Annotated in this window: 2 tRNA genes and 3 rRNA genes; all 5 read right to left on the bottom strand. The window is 48.0% G+C overall.

From position 1 onward, the window contains the following. Nucleotides 1-53: 53 nt before the first annotated feature. Nucleotides 54-165 (bottom strand): 5S ribosomal RNA (gene rrf / locus DXN05_RS24405). Between the two features lie 60 nt (nucleotides 166-225). After that, nucleotides 226-3,024 (bottom strand): 23S ribosomal RNA (locus tag DXN05_RS24400). Nucleotides 3,025-3,264: 240 nt separating this feature from the next. Then, a tRNA-Ala gene (locus DXN05_RS24395) sits at nucleotides 3,265-3,338 on the bottom strand. Nucleotides 3,339-3,414: 76 nt separating this feature from the next. Further along, nucleotides 3,415-3,488 (bottom strand) — tRNA-Ile (locus DXN05_RS24390). Between the two features lie 74 nt (nucleotides 3,489-3,562). Then, a 16S ribosomal RNA gene (locus tag DXN05_RS24385) occupies nucleotides 3,563-5,091 on the bottom strand. The 16S, 23S and 5S rRNA genes sit together here with 2 tRNA genes alongside, the layout of an rRNA operon. Between the last annotated feature and the right edge of the window lie 181 nt (nucleotides 5,092-5,272).

Below are 5,272 nucleotides of genomic sequence, written 5' to 3'. Positions count from 1 at the left end.
CCAAACAAAAAAGCCTCATCCGCAACAGAGCGAACAAGGCTTCTTTTTAATAAATATGGCAGCTACCTACTCTCCCGCATTTTGGTGCAGTACCATCGGCCATGAGGGGCTTAACTTCTCTGTTCGGTATGGGAAGAGGTGAACACCCTCGGCAAAACCACCATAAGTCATTTGGTTGTTAAACCGTAATAAGGTACATATTGGGATTGCAACTAAACAAATCAAAAATTAAAGCTTACGGGCAATTAGTACTACTCGACTTTGATGTTACCATCTGTACATCTGTAGCCTATCAACGTCATCGTCTCTGACGACCCTTAAAAGGAAACTCATCTTGAGGTAGGTTTCACGCTTAGATGCTTTCAGCGTTTATCCTTGCTGTACATAGCTACTCAGCAATACACCTGGCGGCATAACTGATTCACCAGCGGTACATGCGACCCGGTCCTCTCGTACTAAGGTCACGTCCTCTCAATTTCCTAGCGCCCACCACAGATAGGGACCGAACTGTCTTGCGACGTTCTGAACCCAGTTCACGTGCCACTTTAATCGGCGAACAGCCGAACCCTTGGGACCTTCTCCAGCCCCAGGATGTGACGAACCGACATCGAGGTGCCAAACCTTACCGTCGATATGAGCTCTTGGGTAAGATCAGCCTGTTATCCCCGGAGTACCTTTTATCCTTTGAGCGATGGCCCTTCCATGCAGAACCACCGGATCACTTTAGCCAGCTTTCGCTCCTGCTCGACGTGTCTGTCTCACAGTCAAGCACCCTTTTACTAATGCGCTCTATATACGATTACCAACCGTATTGAGGGTACCTTTGCGAGCCTCCGTTACTTTTTAGGAGGCGACCACCCCAGTCAAACTACCCACCATGCAATGTCCCTTTTTTCAAGGTTAGGTTCTAAGCAACAAAAGGTTGGTATTTCAACGTTGACTCCACAATGCCTGGCGACACTGCTTCATAGTCTCCCAACTATCCTACACATTTGGTGCTCAAAATCAATGCAAAGTTGTAGTGAAGGTTCACGGGGTCTTTCCGTCCCGTGGCGGGTAACCGGCATCTTCACCGATACTACAATTTCACCGGGCTCGTGGAGGAGACAGTGTTCAACTCATTAGACCATTCGTGCAGGTCGGAACTTACCCGACAAGGAATTTCGCTACCTTAGGACCGTTATAGTTACGGCCGCCGTTTACTGGGGCTTCAGTCAGAAGCTTTGGCTTGCGCCGAACATCCTTCCTTAACCTTCCAGCACCGGGCAGGTTTCAGGCTCTATACGTCATCTTTCGATTTTGCAGGGCCCTGTGTTTTTGTTAAACAGTTGGTTGAACCATTTTACTGAGACCGCATCACTGCGGTACGCTTTATCCCGAAGTTACAGCGTTAATTTGCCTAGTTCCTTCTCCACGGCTCACCCGAGCGCCTTAGAATACTCATCCCGTCTACCTGTGTCGGTTTGCGGTACTGGCTGCATCACTCGCTTTTCTCGGCACGGATTTTATTGTTTCGCTTCCCCCGAAGGTTCCGCTCAGGCGCACTATTCCGTCAGTACGCAACAACCACGTCCATGCGTCACTTTTATCGTGTGCAGGTGAAGGAATATTAACCTTCTTTCCATCAGATGCCCCTTTCGGGTTTTCCTAAGGACCAGACTAACCCTGATCCGATTAACGTTGATCAGGAACCCTTAGACTTTCGGCGGAAAAGTTTTTCACTTTTCTTATCGTTACTTATGCCTACATTTTCTTTTGAAACAACTCCACCAACAGTCGCCTGTCAGCTTCGAGGTCGTTTCAATGCTCCCCTACCAATTGTACAAGTACAATTTTAGAACTTCGGTTCATAGTTTGATGCCCGATTATTTTCCGTGCAGGACCTCTCGACCAGTGAGCTGTTACGCACTCTTTAAATGAATGGCTGCTTCCAAGCCAACATCCTGGCTGTTATTGAAGTCCCACCTCGTTTGATCAACTTAACTATGTATTAGGGACCTTAGTTGCTAATCTGGGTTATTTCCCTCTCGGCCACGGACCTTAGCGCCCGCAGCCTCACTCCCGGAGATATATGATAGTATTCGGAGTTTGTCAGGGTTTGGTAGGCGGTGAAGCCCCCTAGCCCAATCAGTAGCTCTACCTCTATCATACTTCTATTATCCGAGGCTGTTCCTAAAAACATTTCGGGGAGAACGAGCTATCTCTCAGTTTGATTGGCCTTTCACCCCTATCCACAGGTCATCCCAGAACTTTTCAACGTTAACGGGTTCGGTCCTCCATTCTGTGTTACCAGAACTTCAACCTGCCCATGGATAGATCACAAAGTTTCGCGTCTGCCCCCACTGACTAGTCGCCCTGTTCGGACTCGCTTTCGCTGCGGCTCCGTTAAAGATGAACTTAACCTCGCCAGTGAGGAGCAACTCGTAGGCTCATTATGCAAAAGGCACGCCGTCACAACTTGCGTTGCTCCGACCGCTTGTAGGCGCACGGTTTCAGGTACTATTTCACTCCCCTGTTCGGGGTGCTTTTCACCTTTCCCTTACGGTACTGGTTCACTATCGGTGTCTGAGGAGTATTTAGCCTTACCAGATGGTGCTGGCAGTTTCACGCAAGATTCCTCCGGTCCCGCGCTACTCAGGATACTGCTCGTCTACGTTAATTTATGCTTACAGGACTTTCACCTGCTATGGTGTCACTTTCCAGAGACTTCAGCTTGATAACGCTTTCTAAATGCAGTCCTACAACCCCGTATCTGCACGCAAATACGGTTTGGGCTCTTCCCTGTTCGCTCGCCACTACTTAGGGAATCATTGTTATTTTCTTTTCCTCCGGGTACTTAGATGTTTCAGTTCTCCGGGTTGGCTCTCTTTCGAGTGCTATACCTTCAGTATAGCGGGTTGTCCCATTCGGAAATGCAGGGATATTACGCTTGTGTGCAGCTCCCCCTGCCTTATCGCAGCTTACCACGTCCTTCTTCGCCTCTCAGACCCTAGGCATCCACCATGCGCCCTTATTCGCTTTAAAAATCTTCAATATACTTTTGTTTGATCAGTGTACTGCTACACTGCAAACTGATTTGCTTTAAAATTGCTTTCCCAATATGTCAAAGAACTTTTTCTTTCAGCTGCGAGCTTCAAGCTACGAGCTACAAGAATTGTTGATGGTAAGGTTGTGAACCTCCAGGCCCGGTGGCCAACATCATAAAAAAACAACAGGCAAAAGAACTACTTTTTTTCAAACACTTGTCTTACATCCCAGGTTCTGTGGAGGATATCGGAGTCGAACCGATGACCCTCTGCGTGCAAGGCAGATGCTCTAGCCAACTGAGCTAACCCCCCAAGGCTAATTGTCGTTTAACGTTTAAAGTTTAATGTGTAACGTTAAACCTGAAACTTTAAACCTTCAACTTGATTGTAGACCCGACCAGAGTTGAACTGGTGACCTCTACATTATCAGTGTAGCGCTCTAACCAACTGAGCTACGGGTCTGAACGGGTCTTTATCACCATTATGTTTTGAAAGAAATCGGAAGCAACAATTGAAAAGATCACTGCGTGCTCTAAAAAGGAGGTATTCCAGCCGCACCTTCCGGTACGGCTACCTTGTTACGACTTAGCCCCAGTCACCAGTTTTACCCTAGGCAGATCCTTTCGGTTACCGACTTTAGGTACACCCGGCTCCCATGGCTTGACGGGCGGTGTGTGCAAGGTCCGGGAACGTATTCACCGTATCATTGCTGATATACGATTACTAGCGATTCCAGCTTCACGCAGTCGAGTTGCAGACTGCGATCTGAACTGAGATAACTTTTTTGAGATTCGCGCCTTGTCGCCAAGTGGCTGCTCTTTGTAGTTACCATTGTAGCACGTGTGTAGCCCTGGGCATAAAGGCCATGATGACTTGACATCATCCCCTCCTTCCTCGCGTCTTACGACGGCAGTTTCATTAGAGTTCCCAGCTTTACCTGATGGCAACTAATGATAGGGGTTGCGCTCGTTGCGGGACTTAACCCAACACCTCACGGCACGAGCTGACGACAGCCATGCAGCACCTTACAGTCTGTGTATTGCTACAAAATGAACTTTCATCCACGGTCAAACTGCATTCTAGCCCAGGTAAGGTTCCTCGCGTATCATCGAATTAAACCACATGCTCCACCGCTTGTGCGGACCCCCGCCAATTCCTTTGAGTTTCAACCTTGCGGTCGTACTTCCCAGGTGGGATACTTAATGCTTTCGCTCAGACACACACTGTGTATCGCGTATGTCGAGTATCCATCGTTTAGGGCGTGGACTACCAGGGTATCTAATCCTGTTTGATCCCCACGCTTTCGTGCCTCAGCGTCAATTCACCCGTAGTCAGCTGCCTTCGCAATCGGTGTTCTATGTCATATCTAAGCATTTCACCGCTACATGACATATTCCGCTGACCTCCAGGAAATTCAAGACAAATAGTATCAATGGCAGTTCTGGAGTTAAGCTCCAGGATTTCACCACTGACTTACCTGCCCGCCTACGCACCCTTTAAACCCAGTGAATCCGGATAACGCTTGCACCCTCCGTATTACCGCGGCTGCTGGCACGGAGTTAGCCGGTGCTTATTCATCTGGTACTGTCAAGGCAGATAGAAATCCACTGTTTCGCCCCAGATAAAAGAAGTTTACAATCCAGAGGACCTTCATCCTTCACGCGGCATGGCTGGTTCAGACTTGCGTCCATTGACCAATATTCCTTACTGCTGCCTCCCGTAGGAGTCGGGCCCGTGTCTCAGTGCCCGTGTGGCTGATCATGCTCTCACATCAGCTACTGATCGTTGACTTGGTGGGCCGTTACCCCCCCAACTATCTAATCAGACGCACGCCAATCTCTAACCGCCGGAACTTTAATAATCAATCGATGCCGACCAATTATATTATGGAATATTAATCCAAGTTTCCCTGGGCTATCTTCCAGTTAGAGGAATGTTGCGTACGTGTTCCGCACCCGTTTGCCGGTCGCCAGCAATGTATTGCTACATCCTGATGCCCCTCGACTTGCATGTATTAAGCCTGCCGCTAGCGTTCATCCTGAGCCAGGATCAAACTCTCCATTGTAAAAAAGTTTGTCTGACTATTAATTCTCAAATTAAAAATTAACGTCGGAGTTTTAATTGTGTTACGCTTGCAATCTTACCATAACTTTCGTTACGTACTGTTGCTTCCTTCTTTCAAAGATCTTTAACCGATAAAGCACTACTGCTTTATCCGCTACTGCTGATGTTAAGGTTGTGAACCT

Origin of the sequence: Deminuibacter soli (genome assembly GCF_003412455.1) — a bacterium.
GTDB lineage: Bacteria > Bacteroidota > Bacteroidia > Chitinophagales > Chitinophagaceae > Deminuibacter > Deminuibacter soli.
This window is presented reverse-complemented; position numbering and strand designations above follow the sequence as displayed.